23 protein-coding genes and 2 pseudogenes are annotated in these 26,850 nt (G+C 70.3%); 20 read left to right on the top strand and 5 right to left on the bottom strand.

Annotated features, from left to right (window positions below; translation table 11 throughout):
- Nucleotide 1 precedes the first annotated feature (1 nt).
- The 5 genes from QSK18_RS25125 to QSK18_RS25105 all read left to right on the top strand — a co-directional run bounded on the left by QSK18_RS25125 (nt 2) and on the right by QSK18_RS25105 (nt 6,107).
- Nucleotides 2-745, top strand: a complete 744-nt coding sequence (locus tag QSK18_RS25125; protein ID WP_285623988.1) for a helix-hairpin-helix domain-containing protein — start codon at nt 2-4, stop codon at nt 743-745.
- Between the two features lie 1,402 nt (nt 746-2,147).
- Nucleotides 2,148-4,022 carry a ComEC/Rec2 family competence protein gene (locus QSK18_RS25120; RefSeq protein WP_232813745.1) on the top strand — a complete coding sequence of 625 codons (1,875 nt, stop codon included), beginning with the start codon at nt 2,148-2,150 and terminating at the stop codon, nt 4,020-4,022.
- Nucleotides 4,023-4,223: 201 nt separating this feature from the next.
- A complete protein-coding gene (gene holA / locus QSK18_RS25115; RefSeq protein ID WP_285623984.1) occupies nt 4,224-5,243 on the top strand; it encodes a DNA polymerase III subunit delta in 1,020 nt (339 codons plus the stop codon).
- Between the two features lie 66 nt (nt 5,244-5,309).
- A complete protein-coding gene (locus tag QSK18_RS25110; protein ID WP_232813747.1) occupies nt 5,310-5,528 on the top strand; it encodes a helix-turn-helix domain-containing protein in 219 nt (72 codons plus the stop codon).
- A gap of 18 nt (nt 5,529-5,546) precedes the next feature.
- A complete protein-coding gene (locus QSK18_RS25105; RefSeq protein WP_285623981.1) occupies nt 5,547-6,107 on the top strand; it encodes a Clp protease N-terminal domain-containing protein in 561 nt (186 codons plus the stop codon).
- A gap of 118 nt (nt 6,108-6,225) precedes the next feature.
- Here the strand turns inward: QSK18_RS25105 and rpsT are convergent, their stop codons facing one another.
- Entirely contained in the window at nt 6,226-6,492 is a 267-nt protein-coding gene (rpsT, locus tag QSK18_RS25100; protein ID WP_232813749.1) for a 30S ribosomal protein S20, read from the bottom strand.
- A 223-nt stretch (nt 6,493-6,715) separates the two neighbouring features.
- Between rpsT and lepA the strand changes: the two genes are divergently transcribed.
- From lepA to hemW, 3 genes are read left to right on the top strand one after another with little or no spacing between them, the layout of a single operon-like run.
- Nucleotides 6,716-8,560, top strand: a complete 1,845-nt coding sequence (lepA, locus tag QSK18_RS25095; RefSeq protein ID WP_232813750.1) for a translation elongation factor 4 — start codon at nt 6,716-6,718, stop codon at nt 8,558-8,560.
- 10 nt (nt 8,561-8,570) lie between these two features.
- A complete protein-coding gene (locus QSK18_RS25090) occupies nt 8,571-9,242 on the top strand; it encodes an MOSC domain-containing protein (protein ID WP_285623976.1) in 672 nt (223 codons plus the stop codon).
- A gap of 3 nt (nt 9,243-9,245) precedes the next feature.
- Nucleotides 9,246-10,478, top strand: a complete 1,233-nt coding sequence (gene hemW, locus QSK18_RS25085) for a radical SAM family heme chaperone HemW (protein WP_285623973.1) — start codon at nt 9,246-9,248, stop codon at nt 10,476-10,478.
- Nucleotides 10,479-10,541: 63 nt separating this feature from the next.
- Here hemW and QSK18_RS25080 read toward each other — a convergent pair whose 3' ends face one another.
- Nucleotides 10,542-11,180: a DUF4870 domain-containing protein gene (locus tag QSK18_RS25080; RefSeq protein ID WP_285623970.1), complete on the bottom strand. Its 639-nt coding sequence runs from the start codon at nt 11,178-11,180 to the stop codon at nt 10,542-10,544.
- 55 nt (nt 11,181-11,235) lie between these two features.
- The gene (locus tag QSK18_RS25075) at nt 11,236-12,156 is read right to left on the bottom strand and encodes a DUF3097 domain-containing protein (RefSeq protein ID WP_269810890.1); all 921 of its coding nucleotides are present in this window, start codon (nt 12,154-12,156) and stop codon (nt 11,236-11,238) included.
- A gap of 190 nt (nt 12,157-12,346) precedes the next feature.
- Here QSK18_RS25075 and hrcA point away from each other — a divergent pair, with 190 nt between their 5' ends.
- The 10 genes from hrcA to QSK18_RS25025 all read left to right on the top strand — a co-directional run bounded on the left by hrcA (nt 12,347) and on the right by QSK18_RS25025 (nt 21,609).
- Nucleotides 12,347-13,366 (top strand): heat-inducible transcriptional repressor HrcA, encoded by a 1,020-nt coding sequence (gene hrcA, locus QSK18_RS25070; protein ID WP_232813755.1) that lies wholly within the window; start codon nt 12,347-12,349, stop codon nt 13,364-13,366.
- Nucleotides 13,367-13,459: 93 nt separating this feature from the next.
- Nucleotides 13,460-14,578, top strand: coding sequence for a molecular chaperone DnaJ (gene dnaJ / locus QSK18_RS25065; RefSeq protein WP_232813756.1), 1,119 nt, complete (start codon nt 13,460-13,462; stop codon nt 14,576-14,578).
- A 100-nt stretch (nt 14,579-14,678) separates the two neighbouring features.
- On the top strand, nt 14,679-15,425 hold the full coding sequence (locus tag QSK18_RS25060; RefSeq protein WP_285623963.1) for a 16S rRNA (uracil(1498)-N(3))-methyltransferase: 747 nt from the start codon (nt 14,679-14,681) through the stop codon (nt 15,423-15,425).
- 158 nt (nt 15,426-15,583) lie between these two features.
- Nucleotides 15,584-15,868: an HIT domain-containing protein gene (locus QSK18_RS25055; RefSeq protein ID WP_408624109.1), complete on the top strand. Its 285-nt coding sequence runs from the start codon at nt 15,584-15,586 to the stop codon at nt 15,866-15,868.
- A 140-nt stretch (nt 15,869-16,008) separates the two neighbouring features.
- On the top strand, nt 16,009-17,091 hold the full coding sequence (locus QSK18_RS25050) for a PhoH family protein (RefSeq protein WP_232813759.1): 1,083 nt from the start codon (nt 16,009-16,011) through the stop codon (nt 17,089-17,091).
- A 77-nt stretch (nt 17,092-17,168) separates the two neighbouring features.
- Complete coding sequence (ybeY, locus tag QSK18_RS25045) at nt 17,169-17,630, top strand: rRNA maturation RNase YbeY (protein ID WP_232813760.1); 462 nt, start codon at nt 17,169-17,171, stop codon at nt 17,628-17,630.
- Nucleotides 17,631-17,636: 6 nt separating this feature from the next.
- Entirely contained in the window at nt 17,637-18,956 is a 1,320-nt protein-coding gene (locus QSK18_RS25040) for a hemolysin family protein (protein ID WP_232813761.1), read from the top strand.
- A complete protein-coding gene (locus QSK18_RS25035) occupies nt 18,953-19,378 on the top strand; it encodes a ribosomal protein L7/L12 (RefSeq protein WP_285623956.1) in 426 nt (141 codons plus the stop codon). Before QSK18_RS25040 ends, QSK18_RS25035 begins: the two co-directional genes overlap by 4 nt.
- Nucleotides 19,375-20,292, top strand: coding sequence for a GTPase Era (gene era, locus QSK18_RS25030; RefSeq protein WP_285623953.1), 918 nt, complete (start codon nt 19,375-19,377; stop codon nt 20,290-20,292). Before QSK18_RS25035 ends, era begins: the two co-directional genes overlap by 4 nt.
- Entirely contained in the window at nt 20,293-21,609 is a 1,317-nt protein-coding gene (locus QSK18_RS25025) for an MFS transporter (RefSeq protein ID WP_232813764.1), read from the top strand.
- A 171-nt stretch (nt 21,610-21,780) separates the two neighbouring features.
- Here QSK18_RS25025 and QSK18_RS25020 read toward each other — a convergent pair.
- Nucleotides 21,781-22,095, bottom strand: a pseudogene (locus QSK18_RS25020) (VanZ family protein); the annotation flags it as partial.
- Between the two features lie 467 nt (nt 22,096-22,562).
- Between QSK18_RS25020 and leuA the strand changes: the two are divergent.
- Entirely contained in the window at nt 22,563-24,287 is a 1,725-nt protein-coding gene (gene leuA, locus QSK18_RS25015; protein WP_232813765.1) for a 2-isopropylmalate synthase, read from the top strand.
- A gap of 591 nt (nt 24,288-24,878) precedes the next feature.
- A pseudogene (gene recO / locus QSK18_RS25010) lies at nt 24,879-25,607 on the top strand (DNA repair protein RecO); the annotation flags it as partial.
- An 862-nt stretch (nt 25,608-26,469) separates the two neighbouring features.
- Here recO and QSK18_RS25005 read toward each other — a convergent pair.
- Nucleotides 26,470-26,799 (bottom strand): nucleoside triphosphate pyrophosphohydrolase family protein, encoded by a 330-nt coding sequence (locus QSK18_RS25005; protein ID WP_232813767.1) that lies wholly within the window; start codon nt 26,797-26,799, stop codon nt 26,470-26,472.
- Nucleotides 26,800-26,850 lie beyond the last annotated feature (51 nt).

Raw genomic sequence — 26,850 nt, 5'->3', positions numbered from 1 at the left:
CGTGGACGAGGAACGGGCCCTACGTGAGCTGCGCGAGAGCCTGATCCGCGGCCGGGTTCCGGGCGGTGCCCGGTGGGAGGTTCCGCTGCGCGCGGCAATCGCTGTGGCCGTGGCGGCGCTCATGGTGGTGGCTGTCGTGGTCGTGTTCCTTCTGCGCTCCGACGGCGGTTCGGAAGGAGCACTGATCGACGAAAGCGCGCCACTGGTTTCCACTTCCGCTGCGCAGCCGGTTCCTTCGTCTGCTCCGGATGTAACTGCCGTGGCGGACTCAACGCCGTCCCCCGGGCCCTTGCGTGTGCATGTGGTGGGTCAGGTGCGTGAACCCGGCGTAGTCGCGCTGGGGTCTGATGCCCGGGTGCAGGACGCGATCGAGGCGGCCGGCGGCGCGACCGGCCGGGCTGATCTGGCCCGCATCAACCTGGCCCGCAAAGTTATTGACGGGGAACGGATCCTCGTTCCCAAGCCCGGGCAGAAGCTTCCGGCTGAGTCGTCCGACGGTGGTTCGGTGGAAGCGTCCGCCGGCTCTGGCGGGAATGCCGGGTCTGGTTCCGCTGCGCCGATCGATCTGAACACGGCCAGCGTCACCGAACTGGACGCGCTGCCGGGCGTCGGGCCGGTACTGGCCGCGCGGATCGTCGAATGGCGCCAGGCGAACGGCAGATTCGCCACGGTCGACGATCTGAACGAAGTCTCGGGTATCGGCGACGCGACCATGGAAAAGCTGCGCCCTCTGGTCCGGGTCTGAATCCAATGAAGGACGGGTGGCGCGGGTGAGCGCGACGGCGGAGGTTTCGGGGGAGCGGAGTTTCTGGGCCGACATCCGGGAGTGGGCCGGTGGAAGCAGCGACCCCGCCGTGCGGCGCCGAGTTCCCAGACCACATCCGGATCTGCGCCTACTGCCTGGGGCCGGGCTGACCTGGCTGACGGTGTGGGCAGCGCTGCTGCTGCCGGCTCACGTGGTTCTGCTGGTCGCGGCCGTGCTGGGCCTTGGGTTAGCAACTGGACTGCTCGCTGCGGTGCTTCGCGATCGGCGTGCTGCCGCGGCTCTGGATCCTGCTCCTGCTCCGGCCTTCTTGCCCCGCGCTGACCAAACCACGCGAATGACCCTGGCTGCGTCCTCAGTGGACTTTCGGGCTGGCCGCAGGCGCGGACGAAGAGCAACGTCAGGCAACGCGCGGTCTGAGCGGCCGCGAGGGTCGCTCAGACCTGCCGGGTCTGCCGGGTCTGCCGGGCCTGCCAGGCCTGCCAGGCCTGCCGGGCCTGCCGGGTCCTCGCGGGCCGGTGGGCCAGGCGGCCTCAGAGGGCCTGGTCGACCCAATGGGATGACCAATCCCGCTGGGCGCGGCGGGCCTGGCGTGCCTTCGGAAGGCGGTGGGCCTGAGGGATGCGGTGGGTGTAACTCACGTGGTGAGCCTGGAGAGTGTGGCGCATTTAATGGGGGTGGCGGATCTGGAGGGCGCGGCGAGTTTGGAAGGCGTTGCAGGCCCGAGAGACGTGGCAGGCATGAAGGGCACAGCGGGTTTGAAAGGCGTGGCCGGTCTAAAAGGCGTGGCAGGTCTGTAAAGCATGGCGGGATTGAAAGGCGTAGCTGGTCTGGAGCGCGTGGCTGGTCTGAGGTTCGTAGCCGATCTGAGAGTCGTAGCCGATCTGAGGGAGATGGCCTACCTGCCTGGCATGGCCGACTGCTGAGCTCCAACGGCGAAGCCGAGTGGGGTGGCAATTCTGGCTGGCGTAATGGACCTGCAGGGTCTGGCGGGTCTGGTTGCCGTGACTGGCCAGGCCGGCACCGCGGGCCGGGTCGTAGTCGGGCGCGGACTCCGCCGGTAGCCCTGGGGGCGGGCTTCCTGCTGATTCTGGCCCTCGTTGTGCCGGTTCTCTCCCTTACCGGCCTGCGGTTGCTGGATCGGGAGCGGGATCCCCTCACCGTTGCTGCCGAGGCCGGTCTGACAGCGCGTTTCTCCGGTCAGGTGTCCGGTGACCCTAAGGAGGTGGCTAGCGAGTCATTTGGTGGAGAAAAGCTTTTCGTGGTCCGGATTCGGCTGAAACGCCTTGAGGTTCGCGGTCGCCCCCTGTCGAGTGATGCGTTGCTCGTGGTGCTGGCCTCTGGTGCATGGGGCGAAGTGGTTGCGGGGCAGCAGGTCACGGCCATGGGCAGGCTCGAGCCGGGCGAGCCTGGGCAACCCGAGGCGGCGGTGGCTTTCCCGCGGTCCGCGCCGGTCGTCACCGATCCGGGGTCTTGGCCCTGGCGGCTCGCCGAGCACCTGCGCGATGGGCTGCGGGAGGCCTGCGCCGGGCTGCCTGACGACGCTCGTGGTCTGCTTCCCGCACTGGTGGTCGGTGACACCTCCAACCTTGACCCGGAACTGAAAGAAGACCTGCAGGCTGCTGGACTGACCCACCTGACCGCGGTAAGTGGTAGCAACGTGGCCATTCTCGGCGCGGCCTGCTTCCTGGTCGTGGGCGCGATCGGCGGGCGTCGGCAGGTGCAGGTGGTTGTGACCGTCCTGGTCATCGGCGGCTTCGTGATCCTGGCCCGGCCGGAACCGAGCGTCGTGCGAGCCGCGGTGATGGGGTTGCTCGGCCTGGCCGGGGTGTTGATGGCCCGGCGTGGTGCGGGCGTCCCGATGCTCGCGGCCACCGGAGTGATCCTGCTCGGCGCCGATCCCTGGCTGGCCCGCAGCTTTGGCTTCGCTCTGTCGGTGCTGGCCACGGCCGGCCTGCTGCTTCTGGTTCCGGTCTGGCTGCACCGGCTCCAGCGCTGGCGGCTGCAGGCACTCGTGCTGGCCGTTGCGGTGCCGCTGGCCGCGCAGGTTGCCACGGCTCCGGTGACGGTTCTGCTCGACCCCGTGGTCAGCCTGGTCTCGGTCCCGGCCAACCTGCTGGTCGGCGCGGCGGTCGCACCGGCCACCGTCACGGGCGTCGCCGCGGCGGCGTTGTCGGTGGTCTGGCCCGATGCGGCGGCTGCGGTGGCCTGGGTCGGTGGTCTGGCCACGCAATGGATAGCGCTGGTGGCGCATCGGGCCGCGGACGTGCCGGCAGGCTCGTTGCCCTGGCCCGATGGCGTGCCCGGCGCTGCCCTGCTGGCCGCGCTGACGCTGCTGTGCCTCAGCCTGCTCATGCGCCGGGCCTGGCGAACGGCCGCGATGCTGCCGCCGCTGATCGCTGCCTGCCTGGTGCTGCCGCGCTGGATGCCGGTTCTCGTCGGCGCTGCGCCGGACGACTGGCTGGTGGTGCAGTGCGACGTCGGCCAGGGCTCGGCCACTGCTATCCGCAGCGGGCCCGACCGGGCCGTGCTGGTCGACGCCGGTCCCGACCCCACCCTGGCCGACCGCTGCCTCCGGCGGCTCGGCGTGCGGCACCTGGACCTGGTGCTGGTCACCCACTTCCATGCCGACCACGCCGAAGGTCTGGAAGGAGCGATCGAAGGGCGGGGCAGTCCACCCGTCTTCGTCAGCCCGGTACCCGTGCCCGGCCCGCAGGCCGCCGACGTGAAGGGCCTGATGTCGGCCGACCGAGTGCTTCCGGTCTCCACCGACGTCAGCGGAACGGCGGGAGCCGCGCCGTGGCAGGTGCGCTGGCGTCTCATCCCGCCCTCGGCCTCTGCGGTGCGGCAGGGCATCGCCGCTGCATCGGACCCGGAGGGGGAGCAGATCAACAATCTCTCGGTGGTGATGCTGGCCGAGGTGCGAGGGGTACGCATAGCAGCGCTCGGAGACGTCGAGCCGGAGGCCCAGCGGTCTCTGCTGCGCACACTGACTTCAGTTCCGGGGATGACGGAACCGGTGGACGTCGTGGTGTTGTCGCACCACGGCTCGGCGAACCAGGAGGAGGAGCTGTACCGCTTCCTGCACCCTCGGGTCGCCCTGATCGGGGTGGGGGCGGACAACGACTACGGCCACCCGGCCCCAGCGGCTTTGGCCATGCTCAGACGCATCGGAGCAGCGGCCTTCCGCACCGACACCCAGGGGCAGATCGCGGTCACCGGCGGGCCGGGGGAGCTGCGGGTGGTCACCTCGGGCTGAGGTGGTTGACGGAAGCGGTGTGGTCGGCGTTGTTTCCAGTGGTCCAGGGCTCCGCTGGTGGTGCGGCCGGGCTGGTGGTGCGAGGCCGGGCCAGGGACTGAGCCAGCTTTTCGCGTCGCATCGGCTCGGGGCGTGGCGACTATGGTGAGATCCGTGGCTGCAGCAGGAGCGGGTTCGAGATCGCGGAGCGCGTCGAAGTCGGTGTCGAAGTCGGCGGCGGGCAAGTCGACGGGCAAGGCGAAGAACCCGATCGTCACCCCTGACGAGGTGCGTCCGGCCCCCGTCCTGCTGGTCGTCGGGGCCGAGGGGGTGCTGGCCGACCGGGCCGTCGCCAACGTGCTGGCCGCGGTCCGGGCCGCCGATCCGGAGACCGAGGTCGAGCGGATGGAGGCGGCCGGGTACCTGTCCGGCAAGCTCTCCGTGGCCACCAGTCCCTCGTTGTTCGGGGGCAGCAAGGTGGTGGTGCTGGAGAACGTCGAGCAGGCGAACGAGGCGCTGGTCACCGACGTCACGGCCTACCTCAAGGATCCGGCGCAGGAGGCCTGCGTGGTGATCCGGCACTCCGGGGCGCTGCGGGCCCGTCCTCTGCTGGAGGCCGCCCGGGCCATCAATGCGCCCGAGGTTCAGTGCCAGCCGATCACCCGTGACGACGAGAAGGTCGAGTTCGCGGCGGAGGAGTTCCGGCGTGGGGGGCGCAAGATCGCCCCGGCGGCGATCCGGGCGCTGGTCGACGCGGTCGGCAACGACCTGCGCGAGCTGGCCGCGGCGTGCTCGCAGCTGATGTCCGACGACGAGACGGCGCGGATCGACGTCGACTCGGTGGAGCGCTACTTCGGCGGCCGGGTCGAGGTGACGGGCTTCAAGGTGGCCGACGCGGCAGTCGCCGGGCACGCCGAGGAGGCGCTCGTGCTGCTGCGGCACGCGCTGGCCACGGGGGCCGACCCGGTGCCGCTGGTGGCCGCGGTGGCGATGAAGGTGCGGGGGCTGGCCAAGGTGTCCGCGGCCGGCCGGGGGGCCTCGGCCTCGATGGCCAAGTCGCTGGGCATGGCGCCGTGGCAGATCGACAAGGCCCGGCGTGAGCTGAACGGGTGGGACGAGGGCGGGCTGGCCAAGGCGGTCATGGCCCTGGCCGAGGCGGACGCAGCAGTGAAGGGCGGCGGCCGGGACCCGGTGTACGCCGTCGAACGCCTGGTGCTGACGGTGGCCCAGAGCCGCCGGTAGGCCGGACCGACCCAGATCGTCAACATGGGTTGACTGCATCGCAGATCGTCAACCATAGTTGACCCCATGAGCGAACCCGCGCCGGAAGCCCTGGTCACTCGCGGTACGGACGCCGACCCGGCGGTCGGGCTGCGTGCCGTCGCGGCTCTGCGCCGCCTGTCCGAGCAACTGGAGAACCTGCAGGTCGAGCAGGCCCGCCGGCTCGGCTGGTCGTGGGCCGACATCGCCGAATGCCTCGGTGTGACCAAGCAGGCCGTCCACAAGAAGCACTCCCGCCGGATCTGAGACTCTGAGGAGAAACTCGTGTTCGAACGCTTCACACAAGCCGCCCGAGCCTCGGTCATCGCCGCCCAGGACGAAGCCCGCACCCTGGAGCACGGCCACGTCGGTGCCGAGCACGTCCTGCTCGGCATCCTCGCCACCCCGTCGGTGGGGGAACGGATCCTGACCCGCAGCGGCGCCGACCTGACCGTGCTTCGCGACTTCGTCGCCCAGAAGAACGCGCCCGGCGATGCCGAGGCCCTGAAGTCCCTCGGCATCGACCTGGACGAGGTCCGCCGCCGGGCCGAGGCGTTGTTCGGGGCGGGCGCGCTGGACCGGAAGCCGCGTCGCCGCCGGCTCTTCGGGCTCTCCCTGCCCTCCTCGCACATCCCGTTCCAGCGCAGCGGGAAGCGGGTCCTCGAGGACTCCCTGAAGATCGCTCTTTCACTGCGGCACAACTACATCGGTACCGAACACATCCTGCTGGCCATCCTCGGCCGCCCCGAGAGCACCGCGGTCGCTGTGCTGCGAGCGGCCGGTGTCGCGCTGGACCAGGAGACGGCCACGGAACTCGTGCTCACCGAGATCCGGCGAAGCGCCTGACCCGCCCGGAACGAACCGCAACGTTCCGGACCGCAGGCCCACAAACGTCTTCAATCGGTTCTTGAAAACACGAAAGCCCGGCCTCCCGAAGGGGGCCGGGCTTTCGTTCAGGCAGAGATCAGGCAGCCAGCTTGGCGACGGCCTGGGCCAGCGCCGACTTGCGGTTGGCGGCCTGGTTCTTGTGGATGACGCCCTTGCTCGCGGCCTTGTCCAGCTGCTTGGAGGCGCTGATCAGGGCGGCCTTCGCAGCCTCGACGTCACCGGAGGTCACGGCCTCGCGGGTCTTGCGGACGGCGGTGCGGAGCTGGGAGTTCACGGCCTTGTTGCGCAGACGGCGCTTCTCGTTGGTGAGGTTGCGCTTCATCTGGGACTTGATGTTTGCCACTTGATCTTCTCTCGCGATCGTCTAAGTCTGGTCAACGGTCTGTAGGCACACCGGCAGCGCACTAGGTCAATGCGCAGACCTACCAGGCTACCAGCGATCCCGGAACGCCCGAACCAGCAGGCAGATGGGGGACGATGCGCGGATCCGGCCGGGGACATGGGACGATGGAGAGTCCGAGCAGTCCGTCGAGCCACACGATCGAGGTAGCGCAGCAGTGTCTCCGATGGCCCACACGGCGCCCGAGCCGTCCGCCACCGCTCCGGAACTCATCCGGAACTTCAGCATCATCGCCCACATCGACCACGGTAAGTCGACCCTGGCCGACCGGATGCTGCAGCTCACCGGCGTCGTCGAGGCCCGGCAGATGCGCGCGCAGTACCTCGACCGGATGGACATCGAGCGCGAGCGCGGCATCACGATCAAGTCCCAGGCCGTCCGTATGCCCTGGGAGGAGGACGGTGTCTCCTACGCGCTGAACATGATCGACACGCCCGGTCACGTCGACTTCACCTACGAGGTCTCCCGGTCGCTGGCCGCCTGCGAGGGCGCCGTGCTGCTGGTCGACGCGGCCCAGGGGATCGAGGCGCAGACCCTGGCCAACCTGTACCTGGCGATGGAGAACGACCTCACCATCATCCCGGTGCTGAACAAGATCGACCTGCCCGCGGCCCAGCCCGAGAAGTACGCCGAGGAGCTGGCCAAGCTCATCGGCTGCGAGCCGGAGGACTGCCTGAAGGTCTCCGGTAAGACCGGGGTCGGCGTGGACGCGCTGCTGGCCCAGATCGTGCGGCAGGTCCCGGCCCCGGTCGGCGACCCGGACGCCCCGGCCCGGGCGATGATCTTCGACTCGGTGTACGACACCTACCGCGGCGTCGTCACCTACGTCCGGGTGATCGACGGCAAGCTGCACCCGCGTGAGCGGATCGCGCTGATGTCCACCAAGACCACCCACGAGCTCCTCGAGATCGGCGTCAGCTCCCCGGAGCCGACGCCGACCCGGGGCCTGGGCGTGGGGGAGGTGGGCTACCTGATCACCGGCGTGAAGGATGTGCGTCAGTCGAAGGTCGGCGACACCGTCACCAACAACGCCAAGCCGGCCAGCGAGGCGCTCGAGGGGTACCGCGAGCCGCTGCCGATGGTGTTCTCCGGTCTGTTCCCGATCGACGGCTCCGACTACGGCCCGCTGCGGGAGGCGCTGGACAAGCTCAAGCTGAGCGACGCCGCGCTGGTCTACGAGCCGGAGTCGTCGGTGGCCCTGGGCTTCGGGTTCCGCTGCGGCTTCCTCGGCCTGCTGCACCTGGAGATCGTCCGGGAGCGGCTGGAGCGCGAGTTCGGGCTGGACCTGATCTCCACCGCCCCCAACGTCATCTACCAGGTGACGATGGAGGACGGCTCGGAGATCACGGTGACCAACCCGTCCGAGTTCCCCGGCGGCAAGGTCAACGAGGTGCGCGAGCCGATCGTGCGGGCCACCATGCTGGCGCCGGCCGAGTACATCGGCTCGATCATGGAGCTGTGCCAGGAACGGCGCGGCTCGCTGCGCGGCATGGACTACCTGTCGGAAGACCGGGTGGAGATGCGGTACACGCTGCCGCTCGCCGAGATCGTGTTCGACTTCTTCGACCAGCTGAAGTCCCGCACCAAGGGCTACGCCTCGCTCGACTACGACACCGACGGCGAGCAGGTGGCCAAGCTGGTCAAGGTCGACATCCTGCTGCAGGGCGAGCCGGTCGACGCGTTCAGCACCATCGTGCACGCCGACAAGGCCTACTCCTACGGCGTGATGATGACCGGCAAGCTGCGCAAGCTGATCCCGCGCCAGCAGTTCGAGGTGCCGATCCAGGCCGCGATCGGGGCCCGGATCATCGCCCGCGAGAACATCAGCGCGATCCGGAAGGACGTGCTGGCCAAGTGCTACGGCGGTGACATCAGCCGCAAGCGCAAGCTGCTGGAGAAGCAGAAGGAAGGCAAGAAGCGGATGAAGATGGTCGGCCGGGTGGAGGTTCCGCAGGAGGCCTTCATCGCCGCGCTGTCCAGCGACGCTCCGACCGGAGACCGTAAGAAGTAGCGGTCGGCGGATGGATTCCGATCACGACGGTGCCGGGGGCCGGGTCAGCGCAGTCTCGGTGGTGTACGAGCTGCGCGACCTGCCCTGGAACAAGGCGGTGAAGCAGACGGCCATCGACAAACGTCCGGTGGCCGGCCCGGTCGAGGTCGGTCCGCTCGGGCTGGTGGGAGACACCCAGGCCGACCGCCGGCACCACGGCGGGCCGGGTAAGGCGGTCTACGCCTATGCCGACGAGGACGTCGCCTGGTGGGAGGCCGAGCTGGACCGGGAGATCAAGCCCGGTCTGTTCGGCGAGAACCTGCGCACCCACGGCATCGACGTGACCGGCGCCGAGATCGGCGAGCGTTGGTCGATCGGCGAGGACGTGGTGGTCGAGGTGACGATGCCGCGCACCCCCTGCCGTACTTTCGCAGAACGTATGGACGAGCGGGGCTGGGTCCGGCGCTTCAGTGTCGCCAACCGTCCGGGTGCGTACCTGAAAGTGCTTCAGACCGGTGCAGTCTCGGCGGGTGACGAGGTGCGGGTGCTGTTCCGGCCGGAGCACGGGATCGTGGTGGGCGATTTTCTCACCGGGGCCGATCCGGCGCGGATGCGCACGCTCATCGATGCATTCGCGGCGCTCGGGCTGGAACTGGATCCGGCCATCCGTCGGGTGGCCCAACGAGCAATCAGACGAGGTTGAGCAATGGCCGGTCCCCCTCCCGACGGTGAGCCCGCTCCGCTCGACGGTGCCCTCCCCGCCTCGGCCGCGGTCGGTGCTGCAGAGCGAGCCTTCGGGGTCTACCTGCACGTGCCGTTCTGTGCGGTGCGCTGCGGTTACTGCGATTTCAACACCTACACCGCGAAAGAGCTGGGCGGTGGGGCAAGTCAGGCCGCGTACGCCGGAACCGCTGTGCAAGAGCTCTCGTTCGCTTCCTCGGTGCTTTCCCGGGCCGGGGTAGCCGAGCGACCGGTCTCCACCGTGTTCGTCGGCGGGGGTACGCCCACTCTCCTGCCGGCCAGTGATCTGGCGTTGCTGATCTCTGGGGTACGCGACAACTTCGGGCTGGTGCCGGGCGCCGAGGTCACCGTGGAGGCGAATCCAGACTCCGTAACGCCCGATTCGCTGGCAGCGCTGGCTCAGGCCGGGGTAACGCGGGTCTCGTTCGGCATGCAGTCACAGGTGCGCCACGTGCTGGCCGTGCTCGACCGTACGCATGATCCCAAACGCATTCCGGATGTCGTGCGCTGGGCCCGGGATGTGGGGCTGTCGGTCAGTCTGGACCTGATCTACGGCACGCCGGGCGAGAGTCTGAGCGACTGGCGGGCGAGCCTGGAGGCGGCGCTGGCCTGTGAGCCGGACCATCTTTCGGCCTATGCGCTGGTGGTCGAAGCCGGCACGCGGCTGGCGGCCCGGGTGCGGCGCGGTGAGGTGAAGGCGCCGGATGACGACGACGAGGCCGACAAGTACGAGCTGGCCGACGAGCTGATCTCGGCCGCCGGGCTGACCTGGTACGAGGTGAGCAACTGGGCGCGTACCCCGGCCGATGCCTGCCAGCACAACCTGGCTTACTGGCGGGGAGACGACTGGTGGGGGGTCGGTCCTGGCGCGCATTCCCACGTCGGGGGAGTGCGTTGGTGGAACGTGCGGCACCCCACTGCTTACGCGGCGCGGATCGAGGCAGGGGAGAGTCCGGCCCAGGGGCGTGAGGTGCTCGACGCACAGGCCCGCCAGCTGGAAGAAGTGCTGCTGCGCTCCCGCCTGCGCGAAGGGCTTCCCCTGAAAGAAGCTGGGCTGCACGGAGACCCGGGCATCGTTCTGGCCGAGGTGCTGGCTAACGGGCTGGTCGAGCCGGAACCGGCCGTCCAGGGCACCGTGGTGCTGACCCGGCGGGGGCGGTTGCTGGCCGACGCTGTGGTGCGGGCTCTGCTTTCCTGAACTGATTTCCAACTAAGGACGCCTGTGAGCCTCTGCCGCTCACAGGCGTCCTTAGTTGGTTGGTCAGCTCACGAAACGGCGCGTGAACGGGTACCGGTAGCGATCACCGCGCAACGCCGCCACGGCGCCGATGACGGCGAACACGGCCGAGACCGCCCAGACCAGCGTGGTGAAACCGCCGAGGACGGGCAGGCGGTCGATCAGCGAAGCCAGGACGTAGGCGATCAGGATGCAGATCTGGAAGTTGATCGCCTCCAGGGCCTGCTCCTTGATGTAGGGGCTGCGGTCCTTGTACACGGCGTAGATCGCGACCGCCGGAATCAGCGGCACGACCGGGATCCAGGCCAGCAGGCCACCGGCGTGGGCCCCGGCCGCCCACTGGTTCGTCTCTTTCTGGGTGAGCGAGCCGGCCGGCGGACTGGTCACCCGAGGCTGGCTCGGCGGGTTCCAGGTGGATTGAGGCTGGGGCGAGGGCTGAGGTGAGGGCTGGGGCTGAGGCGAGGGCTGGGACTGCTCAGGCTCCGGGGGCGGCGTGCTGCGGTAGCGCCCCTGCAGGAAGTCGTCGTCGGGCGAGGGGTTCTGCTCGTACTGCCGGGCCTGCTGCGCCCACGGGTTCTGCCCGCCCATGCTCGAGGGCCGGTCGAGATCTTCCTGACCAGGGATGATCGATGTGTACTGCGTCGGCTCGTTCTCCTGGCTCATGGCCGGCCCCTTCCCCTGTCGACACGGCTGCACAGACTGAACGTCTCAGCCCCGCTCAACGATCCTGCTCGTCGGCGGTGACGAAGTCGATCAGTTCCTCGACCCGGCCGAGCAGGTCCGGCTCCAGGTCGGCGAAGCTGTTCACCGAGGCCAGGATGCGCTGCCAGCCCTCGGCCACGTCGGCCTGGTCGGCGTGCGGCCAGCCCAGCGCCTGCAGCACGCCCTCCTTCCAGGGCCGGCCGCGGGGGATCACCGGCCAGGCGGGGATGCCCAGGCACTTCGGCCGGACCGCCTGCCACACGTCGACGAACGGGTGCCCGACCACCAGCACGTGCTCACGCGCTCCGGCCACCCGGGTCACCGCGGCCGCCTCGTGCCACTCCTTGCTGCCGGCCACCAGGTGGTCGACCAGGATCCCGAGCCGCCGGCCCGGTCCGGGCCCGAAGTCCGCGACCGCCGCGGCCAGGTCGTCGACCCCGTGCAGCGGCACCACCACCACGCCCTCGACCCGCAGGTCGTGGCCCCAGATCTTCTCCACCAGCTCGGCGTCGTGCTTGCCCTCGACCAGGATCCGCGAGGCCCGCGCCACCCGGGCCCGGTGGTCGGTCACCGCCACCGATCCCGAGGCGCTGCGCAGGTTCACCGGCCGGACCGGACCGGTGGCAGCAGTTGAACCACCGACCCGTGGCGGAACCAGTTGCACCGCCACTCCGTCCACCCAGAAGCCCGGGCCGAGGGGGAAGGAACGGGTGCGGCCCTTCCGGTCCTCCAGCACGACCAGGTGCATGCCGCCGCTCTTCTCGGTGCGCACCACAGCCCCGACGAACCCTGTCTCGACGTCCTCCACCACCAGCCCGGGCTCGGCCGGCTCCGTCCTGAGCTGCGGTTTCTGGCGCGCACGGGCGAGCACGTCGCCAGCGTAACGATCGCCCGGAGGCGCTCCCGCGCCCTGTGGGCCACGTGCCGAACCGGGCATCCTGGGCAGACTGGGAACCATGGCGCGACCGTAGCCAGCGTCCGCCGAGAGACCTAGCCGACCCGCCGGGGACACACATCGGTGCCCGGAGGGCCGTAAACTGGCACTCCGGCGGCGTGAGTGCCAGGGTCTTCCGATCACCCGGAGACCCGGCGCAACGCCATGGATCGTGACTGAGAGGTGGGGTGGCATGAGCGAGGAACGCAAGCTCGCCGTGCTGCGCGCCATCGTCGAGGACTACGTGGAGACGCGGGAGCCGGTCGGCTCGCGCGCCCTGGTGGAACGGCACTCGCTGGGGGTGTCGCCGGCCACCATCCGCAACGACATGGCCGCGCTGGAGGACGAGGGGTACATCGCCCAGCCGCACACCAGCGCCGGGCGGGTGCCCACCGACAAGGGCTACCGGATGTTCGTCGACCGGCTCAGCGGGGTCAAGCCGCTGTCGCAGGCCGAGAAGCGGGCGATCCAGACGCTCCTCGACGGCGCCGTCGACCTGGACGACGTGGTGACCCGCACCACCCGCCTGCTGGCCCAGCTGACCCGCCAGGTCGCGGTGGTGCAGTACCCGTCGCTGAGCCGCTCCACGGTGCGTCACGTCGAGCTGGTGGCCCTGGAGGGCAACCGGCTGCTGGTCATCCTGATCACCAACACCGGCCGGGTCGAGCAGCGGATGGTGCCGCAGGCCGGCGAGGTCTCCGAGGCCACCCTGTCGAGCCTGCGCAGCCGGCTCAACCAGGCCGTCGCCGGCCGCCGCCTGACCGAGGTCAGCGACCTGGTCGCGGCCCTGCCCGAGATGTTCGCGCCGGACGAGACGGCCCTGGTCAGGGCCGTGATCGAGGCCCTCGAGGACTCGCTCGACATCGAGCGCGAAGAGCGCATCGTGCTGGCCGGCACGGCCAACCTGGCGCGCTCGGGCACCGACTTCGTGCAGACCATCGGCCCGGTCCTGGAGGCCATCGAGGAGCACGTCGTGCTGCTCAAGCTGCTCACCGAGATGGCCGACGGCGCCGGTGGCGTGGGCGTGCTGATCGGCCGCGAGACCGCGCACATCGGGCTGATGGAAGCTTCGGTGGTCTCCAGCGGTTACGCCTCGCAGGGGGAGGTCGTGGCGCGCCTGGGCGTGCTCGGCCCGACCCGGATGGACTACCCCAACACGATGGCGGCCGTGCGCGCGGTGGCCCGCTACGTCTCCCGGATCCTGGCATCGTGACCCATGCTGGGAGCCGGGCCGGCCCGACCCGCCGCGAATCCTGAAACCTGACCGCACCCTTCATTGCACCGACCTGGAGAGAACATCACCGCCGTGAGCGATTACTACGAGGTGCTCGGGGTTTCCCGGACGGCCAGCCCCGAGGAGATCAAGAAGGCGTACCGGAAGCTGGCCCGCCAGCTGCACCCCGACGTGAACCCGAGCGAGGAGGCCTCGGAACGGTTCAAGGAGGTCGGGCGCGCCTACGAGGTCCTCTCCAGCCCGGAGAAACGCCAGGCGTACGACAACGGCGGCGACCCGAACGGGGCCGGTGGCTTCGGCGCCGGGTTCGGCTTCACCGACATCTTCGAGACCTTCTTCGGAGGTGCCGCCGGGGGCGCCGCGCGGGGTCCGCTGCCGCGTCAGCGTCGCGGCCAGGACGCGCTGATCCGGATCGAGATCGACCTGTCCGAGGCGGCCTTCGGCGGCCAGCGCGAGCTGCAGCTGGACACCGCCGTGGTCTGCCCGGTCTGTTCCGGCAGCTGCTGCCAGCCGGGCACCCAGCCGCAGATCTGCGACGTGTGCAAGGGCCGGGGCCAGACCCAGCGGGTGGCCCGCTCGTTCCTCGGCCAGGTGATGACCACCCAGGCCTGCGTCGCCTGCCAGGGCTTCGGCACCGTGATCCCCAGCCCCTGCCTGGAGTGCTCCGGCGAGGGCCGGGTGCGCTCGCGCCGCAGCCTGACCATCAAGGTGCCCGCCGGGGTCGAGACCGGCACCCGCATCCAGCTCTCCGGCCAGGCCGAGATCGGGCCCGGCGGTGGCCCGGCCGGTGACCTGTACGTCGAGATCGTGGAGCGTCAGCACGCGGTCTTCACCCGGCGCGGCGACGACATCCACTGCACCGTCGAGGTGCCGATGACGGCGGCCGCCCTGGGCACGACGATCGAGCTGGAGACCCTGGACGGGGTGGAGAGCTTCGAGGTCCGTTCCGGCGCCCAGGCCGGCGAGGCCACCACCATGCGCGGGCTGGGGGTCACCCACCTTCGCGGCGGGGGCCGGGGCGATCTGGTGGTGCACCTGGCGGTGGTCACCCCCACGAAGCTCGACGAGCAGCAGGAAGAGCTGCTGCGTCAGTTCGCCAAGCTGCGTGGCGAGGACCGTCCGGCAGGCCGGATGACTCCGGTGCACACCAGTGTGTTCTCGAAGCTGCGCGACCGCTTCTCCGGCCGCTGAGTCCAGAACTGAACCCAAGGACGTCTGTAAGCAAGTTTGTGGACGTCCGTGGGCGCCGGTGGGGTAGGGCCTTCGCGGCCAGGAAGATGAAGGCGGATTCATGACGCTGCCCAGGTTTTTCGCCGCGGAGGGCGCCCTGTCGGGGGTAGGCCCGCAGTCGGCCCTGGTGCTGGACGGTGAAGAGGGCCGGCACGCGGCCTCCGTACGGCGGATCCGAGCCGGGGAGACGGTCGAGCTGGCCGACGGCTCGGGTGTGGTTGCGCGTTGCGACGTCACCGCCAGCACCAAGGACCGGCTGGACCTGCTGGTCACCTCGGTCGAGCAGCACGAGCCCCCGGCGCTGCGGTTCGGCCTGGTGCAGGCGCTGGCCAAGGGCGGGCGGGACGAGCAGGCGGTCGAGACGGCCACCGAGGTGGGCGTCGATCTGGTGCTGCCCTGGCAGGCCGGCCGCAGCGTGTCCCGCTGGGAAGGGCCCAAGGTGGCCAAGAACGAGAAGCGCTGGGCCACGATCGCCCGTGAGGCCGCCAAGCAGTCCCGCCGTCCGCGCATCCCCGTGGTCGAGCCGCTGCGCAACACCTCGGCCCTGGCCAAGCGGCTGGCCGAGGCCGACCTGGCGCTGGTCCTGCACGAGGACGCGACCGTGCCGCTGGTCGAGGTGAAGCTGCCCGCGGCCGGTGAGGTGCTGCTGGTGGTGGGGCCCGAGGGGGGCATCGGGGAACCGGAACTCGCTGCTCTGACCGAGGCCGGGGCCACCCCGGTCCGGCTCGGCCCCGAGGTGCTGCGGACCTCCTCGGCCGGCCCGGTGGCGCTCGGGCACCTCGCCGCCGTCTCCGGGCGCTGGGCCTAAAAGGCGTCTGCGGCTGAAGAGGCTCGCTGCGGGGACGAGATGCGCTGTCACTGACGAGGTCTGCTGAGCTGGTCCACGCCCGCGATAGCGTGCCGCCTGTGACTGCTGACCCGGACTGCCTGTTCTGCAAGATCGTCGCCGGCGACATCCCGGCCGACATGGTCTACCGCGGCGACCGCGTGGTCGCCTTCCGCGACATCAAGCCCGCCGCCCCCACCCACATCCTGGTCGTGCCGGTCGACCACCACCCCGACGTGGTGCAGCTCGCCGCCCAAGACGAGCCGCTGCTGACCGAGCTGGTCACGGTGGCCGGGGAGATCGCCAAGGCCGAGGCCGGGGGCGAGTTCCGGCTGCTCTTCAACACCGGCGCCGGGGCCGGCCAGACCGTGTTCCACGTGCACGGCCACGTCCTGGCCGGACAGATCCAGGGCCTCGCGGGCTGAACCCCGCTCCGGGTCCGACTCTGATTCGGGGGTAAATCGGGGCGCCGTGGAATGGGGACGGCGGCTACGATCGTTGGCGTAAGCGCTGCCCACCAGCCGGGCAGCGAGCCGAACCCGGAAGGCGGGCGCAGCCCCAGCTCATGACGGAACCGAAGAGCGCTCCGCACAAGGGCGCGGAGGCCGTGCACCGGATCGTGGTGCCGTCCGAGGTCAACATGGTGGCCCTGCTGGGATCCCGGGACGAGGTTCTGCGGGCGATCGAGCGTGCCTTCACCCGGGCCGACGTCCACGTGCGCGGCAACGAGATCACCATCACCGGCCCGTTCGGCGAGGTGGCCCTGGTCGAGCGGCTGATCGACGAACTGCTCGCCGTCGTCGCCTCCGGCCAGGCCCTCACCCCGGACGCGGTGGAGCGGTCGATCAACATGCTCCGGCAGCAGACCGCCGAGCGGCCGGCCGACGTGCTCACCCTCAACATCCTGAGCAACCGCGGCCGCACGATCCGGCCCAAGACGCTGAACCAGAAGCGCTACGTCGACGCGATCGACCAGCACACGGTGGTGTTCGGGATCGGCCCGGCCGGTACCGGCAAGACCTACCTGGCGATGGCCAAGGCCGTGCAGGCGCTGCAGGCCAAGCAGGTCAACCGGATCATCCTGACCCGGCCCGCCGTGGAGGCGGGGGAGCGGCTGGGCTTCCTGCCCGGCTCCCTGACCGAGAAGATCGACCCGTACCTGCGCCCGCTCTACGACGCGCTGCACGACATGCTCGACCCGGATCTGATCCCGCGACTGATGGCCGCCGGGACGATCGAGGTGGCCCCGCTGGCCTACATGCGCGGACGCACGCTGAACGACGCCTTCATCGTCCTGGACGAGGCGCAGAACACCTCGCCCGAGCAGATGAAGATGTTCCTGACCCGGCTGGGCTTCCAGTCCAAGATCGTGGTCACCGGTGACGTGACCCAGGTCGACCTGCCCAGCGGCACGCAGTCCGGCCTGCGGGTGGTGCAGGACATCCTGGACGACGTGGAGGACATCCACTTCGCCCAGCTGACCAGCACCGACGTGGTCCGGCACCGGCTGGTCGGGGAGATCGTGGAGGCCTACGGCCGGTGGGACACCGAGCAGCAGGTGCAGCAGAGCGCCCGGGCCACCCGCCAGCCGCAGGACCGGATGGCCCCGCAGAACCGGATGGAACGGCGTAACCGCACCGGTCGGTAGGCCGGCCGTGTCCCCGGCCACCGGCGGCCAGCAGGCCGGTGGCTCGGGGACCTCCCGCGATGCGAGACAATGCCCAGGTGAGCATCGAGGTCAACAACGAGAGCGGCGTCGCCGTCGACGAGGCAGAGGTGGCCGCCCTGGCCCGCAGCGTCCTCGACGCGATGCGGGTGCACCAGCAGGCCGAACTGTCGATCGTGATGGTCGACGAGCCCTCGATGGAACAGTTGCACATCCAGTGGATGGACGAGCCGGGCCCGACCGACGTGCTGTCGTTCCCGATGGACGAGCTGCGCCCGGGGAAGGACGACGAGGAGCCCGAGCCCGGTCTGCTCGGTGACATCGTGCTCTGCCCGGCGGTCGCGCAGAAGCAGGCCCGCACGGCCGGTCACTCGTTCGAGGAGGAGCTGCTGCTCCTGACCACCCACGGGATCCTGCACCTGCTCGGCTACGACCACGCCGAGCCGGAGGAGGAGAAGGAGATGTTCGGGCTGCAGCGCAAGCTCCTGCTCACCTTCCTGGCCACCCAGGGCAAGGGCTAGTCGCCGGTGGTCGGTCTGGTCTTCATCGCACTGGTCCTCACCGTCGTGGCCGGTCTGGCCGCGGCGTCCGAGGCCGCGCTGTCCCGGATCGGCCGTTCGCACGCGGCAGACCTGCAGGCCCAGGGCCGGCGCGGTGCGGCCGCGGTGGTCAAGGTGGCCGACGAGCCCGCGCCGGTGCTCAGCGTGGCCACCCTGCTGCGGGTCACCGCCGAGGTGGGCGCGGTCGTCTCGGTCACGTTCGCCACGATCGAGGCGCTGGGCAACTACTACACCTCGGGCGTGGTGGCCGGGCTGATCATGGCCGCGGCCTCGTTCGTCATGGTCGGGGTGGGCCCGCGCACCCTGGGTAGGCAGTACGCCGACAACGTGGCGCTGATCGCGGCCCCGCCGCTGGTCGCGCTGACCACCGTGCTGGCCCCGCTGACCCGGCTGCTGGTGCTGATCGGCAACGCGGTCACTCCGGGCAGCGGGCTGCGCGACGGGCCGTTCGCCTCCGAGGCCGAGCTGCGCCAGGCGGTCGACATCGCCCAGGAGAGCCAGCTGATCGAGCTGGGCGAGCAGAAGATGATCCACTCGGTGATCGGTCTGGGCGACACCCTGGCCCGTGAGGTGATGGTGCCGCGCACCGACGTGGTGTCGGTCGACCGCGACCGGAACCTGCACGACGCGATGTCGCTGTTCCTGCGCTCCGGCTTCTCCCGGGTGCCGGTGGTGGGCGGCGGCCTGGACGATCCGGTCGGCATCCTCTACCTGAAGGACGTGGCCCGCCGGATGCACGAGCACCCCGACGCCGGGCTCACCCAGCGGGTCGAGTCGATCATGCGGCGGCCGGTGTTCGTGCCCGACAGCAAACCGGCCGACGAGCTGCTGCGCGAGATGCAGCACGCCGGTCACGCGGCGATCGTGGTGGACGAGTACGGCGGCACGGCCGGCCTGGTCACCATCGAGGACATCCTGGAGGAGATCGTCGGGGAGATCGCCGACGAGTACGACCGGGCCGAGATCGCGGTGGAGAATCTGCCCGACGGCCGCCGCCGGGTGAGCTCACGGATGCACCTGGACGACCTCGGGGAGCTGTTCGGCATCGAGATCGAGGACGAGGAGGTCGACACCGTGGGCGGTCTGCTGGCCAAGGGCCTGGGCCGGGTGCCGATCGCCGGTTCCACCACGGCGGTGCAGGGTCTCCTGCTCACCGCCGACACCTTCGAGGGCCGGCGGCACAGCCTGGCCACGGTCCTGGTCGGCCGGGACGACGACGCCCGGGCCGGCACCGAACCCGAGCTCGCCGAGGCACAGCCGGCAGCGGAAGGAAGCCATCCCCGATGACCACCCCGATGACCGGTACCCAGAAGAACGTCACGCTGGCCCTGAACGGCCTGCTGCTCGTCGTTTTCGTCGGCTCCGCGCTGCGCGGCGGCTGGTGGCTGCTCCTGCTGGTGCTGGCGATCTCCCCGGCGATGCGGATCTACCGGGTCTACCGCCCGGCCGATCCGTCGCGGGTGGCCGAGCGGTTCACCGAGCCGGGCGGGCACCGGGTGGTGCTCCAGGTCGCCGGGCCGAACCCGATCGCGGTGATCCGCGAGATCCGCCGCACCACCGGGCTGGACCTGCGCGCCGCCAAGCAACTCCTCGACGAGGCCCCCACCATCGTCAAGGAGAACCTCAGCGAGTCCAGCGCGGGCCTGGTCGCCGACCACCTGCAGAAGGCCGGGGCCCGGGCCCTGGCCGCACCCATCGGAGAAAAGTGACGAACACGCCCGACACCCAGCACCGGTCCGGCTTCGCCTGCCTGGTCGGCAGGCCCAACGCGGGCAAGTCGACGCTGACCAACGCCCTGGTCGGCGAGAAGATCGCGATCACCTCGGACCGCCCGCAGACCACCCGGCACACCATCCGCGGCATCGTGCACCGGCCGGACGCCCAGCTCGTGCTGGTCGACACCCCCGGCCTGCACCGCCCGCGCACACTGCTCGGCGAGCGGCTGAACGACCTGGTGCGCGAGACCCTGCTGGAGGTCGACGTGGTCGGCTTCTGCCTGCCCGCCGACGAGAAGATCGGCCCGGGCGACAAGTTCATCGCCCGCGAGCTGAAGGAACTGCGCCGCACCCCGATCGTCGCCATCGTGACCAAGTCCGACAAGGTCAAGCCGCAGCGTCTGGCCGAGCACCTGCTCGAGGTCCAGGAGCTGATGGAGTCGGACGACATCATCCCGGTCTCCGCGGTCGACGGGTTCCAGGTCGGCGCCCTGGTAAACGTGCTCATGGGGCACCTGCCCGAGGGCCCGCGGATGTACCCGGACGACGAGCTCACCGACGAGCCCGAGAACGTGATGATCGCCGAGCTGGTGCGCGAGGCCGCGCTGGAGGGTGTGCGGGACGAGCTGCCGCACAGCCTGGCGGTGGTGGTCGAGGAGGTCAGCGAGCGCGAGGGCCGGCCGCAGAGTGCGCCGCTGCTCGACGTGCACGTGCTGCTCTACGTGGAGCGCGACAGCCAGAAGGCGATCGTGATCGGCCGCGGCGGGAGCCGGCTGCGCGAGGTCGGCACCAAGGCCCGCAAGGAGATCGAGGCCCTGCTGGGCACCCGCATCCACCTGGACATCCGGGTCAAGGTGGCCAAGGACTGGCAGCGCGACCCGAAACAGATGCAGCGGCTGGGGTTCTGAGTGGCGGCGCCCCGAGGGGTGCCGCCGGAGACCGCCAGACGCAGGCTGGGCCTGTTCGCAGACCTGACCCCGCTGCGCCACAGCCCGGCCTACCGTCGGCTGTGGCTGGGCACGTTGCTGTCCTCGGTCGGCGCCCAGCTGACCACGGTGGCGGTCGGTCTGCAGGTCTACGACCTCAGCGGATCCAGCTTCAGCGTGGGCCTGGTCGGCCTCTTCGCGCTGGTGCCGCTGGTGGTGTTCGGCCTGTACGGCGGGTCGGTCTCCGACGCCTTCGACCGCCGCAAGGTTCTGCTGGTCAGTTCCGGCGGGCTCTTCGTGACCGCCCTGTGTTTCGCGGCGCAGGCCTGGGCCGGGCTGAACCAGGTCTGGCTGCTGTACGGCCTGGTGGCGGTGCAGAACGGGTTCTGGGCGGTGAACTCACCGGCCCGGATGGCGATCCTGCCGCGGCTGCTGCCGAAGGAGATGCTGCCCGCCGCGAACGCGCTGTCCACCCTGGGCAACAGCGTGGGGATGACGCTGGGCCCGCTGCTGGCCGGGTTCTCGGTCAGCCACCTGGGTTTCGGCGGTACCTACTTCAGCGAGGTGCTGCTGCTCGGCGTCGCCCTGACCACCCTGGTGGCCCTGCCCGCGATGCCGCCGCTGGGCGAGGTGCGGCGTTCCGGGCTGGCCTCGGTGCTGGAGGGCCTGAACTATCTGCGCACCCGCCCGAACGTGCGGATGACGTTCCTGGTCGACCTGGTCGCGATGATCTTCGGCATGCCGCGCGTGCTGTTCCCGGCGCTCGGTGCGGTGGTGATCGGCGGTGGGGCCACCACGGTCGGCGTGCTCTCGGCCGGGATCGCCACCGGCGCGGTGCTGGCCGGGGTCCTTTCCGGTCCGCTCGGCCGGGTGCGCCGTCAGGGTCTGGCGGTGCTGGTCGCGATCGTGGCCTGGGGCGCCAGCATCGTGGGTTTCGGCGTGGTGGTCGGCCTCTCGTCCGGCCCGGACGCGGGTGGCGGGGCGCACTGGCTGCTCTGGCCGGCTTTCGGGCTGCTGGTGCTGTCCGGCGTGGCCGACTCGGTCAGCGGCATCTTCCGCAGCACGATCCTTCAGACCGCCACCCCGGACCACATGCGCGGCCGTCTACAGGGCGTTTTCGTAGTGGTCGTCGCGGGTGGGCCACGGCTGGGTGACCTGGCTGTCGGGTCGGCGGCCGACCTCACGAGCGAGAGCGTCGCGGCGATCGCCGGGGGCCTGACCTGCATCGCGCTGGTCGTGTTCCTCGGCCTGCGGAACCCACGTTTCGCCCGGTACGACGCGCATAGTCCCGAGGCCTGACGGGCGGGTGTCCGCCGAGCGGGGGTAGGCCGGCGCGGGCTCGTACGAATCGGTGAGCTGACCTACTGGGGGCACCTCCCAGCCCCCTAGGGGCTGGGGGACCATTGTTCGTCGTGCCCATGAGCCGAGCCGGCCTGTCCGGGCCAGCCACCCCACCACCACGCCCAGCACGGCGCCGATCAGTCCGCCCAGGCCATTGGTGATCACGTCGTCCACGTCGGTGGCCCGGCTGTAGATCGGCAGCTGCAGGATCTCCACGCCGATCGAGACCAGCGTGGCGAGGGCCGCGCAGAGCAGCATCCGGCGGCGTAGGGCCAGATACAGGAAGAAGCCCAGGGGGATGAACATGGCCACGTTCCCGCCGAGGTAGATCAGGAGGTCGGCCGGGTCGTGGGTGTAGCGCTGCAGCGTGCCGAACGGCTCCAGCTGCAGGCGGCCGGGGCTGGTGGCACCCGAGCGACGGGTGAGCGTGCTGATCGCGATCACCCCGAGCGAGCCGGCCACCAGGCACAGGGCCCAGACCTGCAGGCCGCGCACCGGTCTGCGGTTGCGCAGCAGCACGGCGGCAGCGAGCGCCACCCCCGCCACGACGATGTCGAGCGCGAGCTGCAGACCGAAGCTGCCGCCGAAGGCCAGCGCGTTCTCGAACCAGTACCCGTCGGCGACGGGGACAAGGGATTTCAGGGTGACCACCGGCTCATGATGGGAAGGCGGCACTGAGAAGTCCCTGAGGCAAACATCCGTAGCCGCTGAGATCCCACCGGATGCAGCAGTCAGGCGGTTCGATTGTCGCCAGGGGCAAATGCGTGTGTAACCTGTCGACCGTGCGTTCGGAGCTTCTCCTCCTTGGTCGCCGCGGCGGGACCTGCTAGGCCGGTCCTCTCGTCGCGGTGGTTTTCTGCATGCCGGCCGATCGTCCCTTTACCTCAGCCCAGCAGAAGAGGCCCGAAGCCATGAAGAACACCCAGAAGCCCTCCGGCATGCCTGTCCACAAGTACGTGCCGTTCCACGAGCTGATCGATGTCGCCGTGGAGAACCGCACCTGGCCGGACAAGCGGATCGAGGTGGCGCCCCGCTGGTGCGCCGTCGACCTGCGCGACGGCAACCAGGCCCTGATCGACCCGATGAACTCCGAGCGCAAGCGCCGGATGTTCGACCTGCTGGTCCGCATGGGCTACAAGGAGATCGAGGTCGGCTTCCCGGCCGCCAGCCAGACCGACTTCGACTTCGTACGGGAGCTGATCGAGGGCGGTCACATCCCCGACGACGTGACCATCCAGGTGCTGACCCAGGCCCGGGACGCGTTGATCGAGCGCACCTTCGAGTCGATCCGCGGTGCCAAGCAGGCCATCGTGCACCTGTACAACTCCACCTCCACGCTGCAGCGCAAGGTGGTGTTCAACACCGACGAGGACGGCATCGTCGACATCGCGCTGAACGGCGCGCGGCTGTGCAAGAAGCTGGCCGACGAGATGGTCGGCACCGACGTGTACTTCGAGTACTCGCCGGAGTCGTACACCGGCACCGAGCTGGAGTTCGCCAAGCGCATCTGCAACGAGGTGCTGGCGGTGTTCGAGCCCACGCCCGAGCGCAAGGTGATCATCAACCTGCCCGCGACGGTCGAGATGGCCACGCCCAACGTGTACGCCGACTCGATCGAGTGGATGAACCGGAACCTGGCCTTCCGGGAGAACGTGATCCTGTCGCTGCACCCGCACAACGACCGGGGCACCGCGGTGGCCGCGGCCGAGCTGGGCTACCAGGCCGGTGCCGACCGGATCGAGGGCTGCCTGTTCGGCAACGGTGAGCGCACCGGCAACGTCTGCCTGGTCACGCTGGGGATGAACCTGTTCAGCCAGGGCATCGATCCGCAGATCGACTTCTCCGACATCGACGAGATCCGCCGCACGGTCGAGCACTGCAACCAGCTGAAGGTGGCCGAGCGCCACCCCTACGGCGGCGACCTGGTCTACACCGCGTTCTCCGGCTCCCACCAGGACGCGATCAAGAAGGGCATGGAGGCGCTGAACGCCTCGGCCGCGGCGGTCGGCAAGACCGTCGAGGACGTGGTCTGGGAGGTTCCGTACCTGCCGATCGACCCGCACGACGTGGGCCGCTCGTACGAGGCCGTGGTGCGGGTGAACAGCCAGTCCGGCAAGGGCGGCGTCGCCTACCTGATGAAGAACGAGTACCAGCTGGACCTGCCCCGCCGCCTGCAGATCGAGTTCAGCCAGGTGGTGCAGAAGCACACCGACTCCGAGGGCGGCGAGGTCACCCCGGGCCAGCTGTACACGATCTTCTCGGACGAGTACCTGCCGGCGGCGGCCCGTCAGTGGGGCCGCTACGCGCTGAAGTCGATGCAGCACACCAGCGACGAGAACGGCACCGACCAGCTGCGGGTGGAGATCGTCGACGACGGCGCCCCGTTCACCCTGCAGGGCACCGGCAACGGCCCGATCGCGGCCTTCGGTGACGCGATGGCCGGGCACGGCGTGTCGGTGCGGGTGCTGGACTACAGCGAGCACGCGATGAGCGCCGGCGGCGACGCCAAGGCCGCGGCCTACGTCGAGTGCCAGGTCGGCGAGCAGGTGCTGTGGGGCGTGGGCATCGACGAGAACATCGTGCGGGCCTCGCTGAAGGCCGTGCTGTCGGCGGTCAACCGGTCCGTAGGCCGCTGACTTTCGGTGAATTGATGACGCGGGTGGTCGCCTTTGGGCGGCCACCCGCGTCATCGGTTCCAATGGAGGACGCCGGCGAGCCGCCGGCTTCCCAGGCCCCGGCTTCGCAACCCCGCCGGCTTCTCAGGCCGGGCTTCTCAGGCCGGGCTTCGCTGGCCCGGCTTCCCAGGCCCCGGTTTCGCAGGCCCGGTTTCGCAGGCCCGGTTTCGCTGGCCCCGGCTACGCAACCCCGGCTTCTCGGGCTCCGGCTTCGCAGGCCCGGCTTCTCGGGCTCCGGCTTCGCAGGCCCGAGCTTCGCAGGCTGGGCTTCGCACCCGCGGGCTTCGCTGGCCCGGCTTCCCAGGCCCCGGCTTCGCAGGCCCGGAGCGGTCGGCCGGCGCAGCCTCCGGTCCGACCAGGGTTTCCATTTTTTCTGGCGAGACGATCGAGCAGATCCAGAGGCTCGTGGCTTTATGCATCGTCCGCAGCTGACGAAAATCGCCTCCCCGGCCTCGGGACCATGGGTGCGCGTATCCGTCGAAATCGCTGTACCCGGCACCTCACGTTCGGGCCGTCCACTGCGTTTACTTGGTATGAGGGAGAATCGCAGGCGTGCCGGTCATCTATCGAGACGAAGCGATCGTGCTTCGCGCCCAGAAGCTGGGCGAGGCCGATCGCATCGTCACGTTGCTCACCCGCGAGCACGGCCAGGTCCGGGCGGTGGCCAAGGGCGTGCGCAAGACCATGTCCCGCTTCGGCGCCCGCCTCGAGCCGTTCATGCTGATCGACGTGCAGCTGTACGAGGGCCGCTCGCTGGACACGGTTACCCAGGTCGAGACCATCGGCCCCTACGGCCTGGCGATCGTGGCCGACTACGCCCGCTACACCGCGGCCACGGCCATGCTGGAGACCGCCGAGCGCCTGACCGAGACCGAACGCGAGCCCGCCCTGCAGCAGTTCCTCCTGCTCGCCGGGGGCCTGCGCACCCTGGCCCAGAACCTGCACGAGCCCGGCCTGGTGCTCGACGCCTACCTGATCCGCTCCCTCGCTGTGGCCGGCTGGGCCCCCAGCTTCACCGACTGCGCACGCTGCGGCCAGACCGGCCCGCACCGCGCCTTCTCCCTGGCCATGGGCGGCGCCGTCTGCCCCTCCTGCCGCCCCCCGGGCTCGGCTGCGCCCCACCCCGAAACCCTGCAACTGTTGTCCGCCCTGCTCACCGGCGACTGGACGAGCGCCGACGCCAGCGAAGCCCGCCGCCGCCGCGAGGCCAGCGGGCTGGTGGCTGCCTACCTGCAGTGGCACGTGGAGCGGCGGGTGCGGTCGCTGCGCTGGGTCGAGCGTGAAGGCGACCAGTTGGGCCCGGACCTGCCCCGGGGCCGGAGCGAGGCTGGGGCAAGAAGCGTGGCTGGGGCGAGAAACGAGACCGGGGCGAGAAACGAGACCGGGGCAAGGAACGAGGCGCGGGCGGGGAGTGAGGCGCGGGCGGGGAGTGAGGCGCGGCAGAGAAGCGAGGCAGGTGCCCGGAAGCCGGGCCTCGACGTCGCCGCGATCGAACGAGCCCAGGCCGCCGTGGCGCCAGCAGATCCCCCCGGCTGGTAGGCCGGATCTGTCGGCCTGACCGGGTGCTGACGAGCCGTCCAGTTGCTGAGGCGCCCGATGATCAGGCTGGTGCCGCCGTGCCGCCGTGCCGCCGTGCCGCCGTGCCGCCGTGCCGCCGTGCCGCCGTGCCGCCGTGCCGCCGTGCCGCCGTGCCGCCGTGCCGCCGTGCCGCCGTGCCGCCGTGCCGAGGTGCCGAGGTGCCGAGGTGCCGAGGTGCTGAGGTGCCGCCGTGCTGAGGTGCCGCCGTGCTGAGGTGCCGAGGTGCTGAGGTGCCGAGGTGCTGAGGTGCCGCCGTGCCGAGGTGCCGCCGTGCGGCTGCCGCCGTGCCGCCGTGCGGCTGCCGCCGTGCCGCCGTGCGGCTGCCGCCTGCTCCTGCCGCCTGCTGATGCCGCTGTCGCGGTGGCGTACTGCGGCTGTTGTGCTGCCGTTGTCTCCGGCGTGCTGGGGTGGGGAGTTGGCCGGGGACGTGGGTGGGAAGTTGATTGCGGTGAGGCTGCCGCCGCGCTGCCGTGCCGCGGCTGTTTGCCGTTGTCTCGGCGTGCTGGGGTGGGGAGTTGGCCAGGGCGTGGGCGGGAAGTTGGGTGCGGTGGCCAGGCCGTTCTGGTCAGCGATGGTCGCCGCTGCCGCCCAGCACTCCGCGGTTCTTGCGGTCGGTGACCTTGGTCAGGTTGGCGGTGGCGATGTCGTCCAGTGAGAGGTCGAGGTAGTTGGCCAGGACGGCCAGGTACCAGAGCACGTCGCCCAGTTCCTTGGCGATGTCCTCTCGGTCGATGCGGGTCTCGTCGCTCTCCTGGTCGCGGATCCACTTCTTGAACTTCTCGGCGATCTCGCCGGACTCGCCGACCAGGCCGAGGACCAGATGCAGCAGTTCGTTCGGCTTCTCGCGGGAGGCCGCGGTCAGGAGGGCCCTGCGCTGGTAGTCGTCCAGGTCCATGGCGGGTCAGTATGCCCGCGCGGCCGGTGGGCAGGCCGGTGATCGGGCCGG

The organism is Kineosporia sp. NBRC 101677, from assembly GCF_030269265.1.
Classification (GTDB): Bacteria; Actinomycetota; Actinomycetes; order Actinomycetales; family Kineosporiaceae; genus Kineosporia; species Kineosporia rhizophila.
Note: the sequence above shows the minus strand (reverse complement) of the source record. Positions and strands in the feature narration are given on the sequence as shown.

Coding starts and splice junctions, on each gene's coding strand:
- QSK18_RS25005 (WP_232813767.1), bottom strand. CDS start 26,799: ATGGACCTGGACGACTACCAGCGCAGGGCCCTCCTGACCGCGGCCTCC.
- leuA (WP_232813765.1), top strand. CDS start 22,563: ATGAAGAACACCCAGAAGCCCTCCGGCATGCCTGTCCACAAGTACGTG.
- QSK18_RS25055 (WP_408624109.1), top strand. CDS start 15,584: ATGGTCTACCGCGGCGACCGCGTGGTCGCCTTCCGCGACATCAAGCCC.
- hemW (WP_285623973.1), top strand. CDS start 9,246: ATGGCCGGTCCCCCTCCCGACGGTGAGCCCGCTCCGCTCGACGGTGCC.
- QSK18_RS25075 (WP_269810890.1), bottom strand. CDS start 12,156: ATGCCCGGTTCGGCACGTGGCCCACAGGGCGCGGGAGCGCCTCCGGGC.
- QSK18_RS25050 (WP_232813759.1), top strand. CDS start 16,009: ATGACGGAACCGAAGAGCGCTCCGCACAAGGGCGCGGAGGCCGTGCAC.
- QSK18_RS25060 (WP_285623963.1), top strand. CDS start 14,679: ATGACGCTGCCCAGGTTTTTCGCCGCGGAGGGCGCCCTGTCGGGGGTA.
- lepA (WP_232813750.1), top strand. CDS start 6,716: ATGGCCCACACGGCGCCCGAGCCGTCCGCCACCGCTCCGGAACTCATC.
- QSK18_RS25080 (WP_285623970.1), bottom strand. CDS start 11,180: ATGAGCCAGGAGAACGAGCCGACGCAGTACACATCGATCATCCCTGGT.
- QSK18_RS25035 (WP_285623956.1), top strand. CDS start 18,953: ATGACCACCCCGATGACCGGTACCCAGAAGAACGTCACGCTGGCCCTG.
- QSK18_RS25090 (WP_285623976.1), top strand. CDS start 8,571: ATGGATTCCGATCACGACGGTGCCGGGGGCCGGGTCAGCGCAGTCTCG.
- QSK18_RS25120 (WP_232813745.1), top strand. CDS start 2,148: ATGGGCAGGCTCGAGCCGGGCGAGCCTGGGCAACCCGAGGCGGCGGTG.
- hrcA (WP_232813755.1), top strand. CDS start 12,347: ATGAGCGAGGAACGCAAGCTCGCCGTGCTGCGCGCCATCGTCGAGGAC.
- QSK18_RS25110 (WP_232813747.1), top strand. CDS start 5,310: ATGAGCGAACCCGCGCCGGAAGCCCTGGTCACTCGCGGTACGGACGCC.